This is a genomic window from Xenorhabdus bovienii (assembly GCF_024721015.1).
GTDB lineage: Bacteria > Pseudomonadota > Gammaproteobacteria > Enterobacterales > Enterobacteriaceae > Xenorhabdus > Xenorhabdus bovienii.
In genome coordinates, this window is sequence record NZ_JANAIF010000515.1 from 1 (window position 1) to 203 (window position 203).

Annotated in this window: 1 protein-coding gene; it reads right to left on the reverse strand. The window is 55.2% G+C overall.

Features of this window, described 5'->3' with window-relative positions:
• Positions 1-170, reverse strand: a 170-nt coding sequence (locus NXS07_RS21570) for a tail fiber assembly protein (RefSeq protein ID WP_258087715.1), incomplete at its 3' end; no start/stop codon positions are given.
• Between the last annotated feature and the right edge of the window lie 33 nt (positions 171-203).

The following is a 203-nucleotide window of genomic DNA, read 5'->3' on the forward strand; positions in this document are numbered from 1 at the left end:
GCATCCTGTAACGGCGCGATAGCGTTTGATGCCTGTGACATCAGGTATTGTTTTTTCCGCTCTGCCCGTTGCTGTAATTCCTCCGGCGTTGGCGGCGGAATATCGCCCCACGCAGGTAAACCATTCTCACCAACGACTCGACGCTTGCCCTCGGGTGGCCTGTTTGCCACAAACTCCAGATAAACACTCTCGTCAACCGCGAT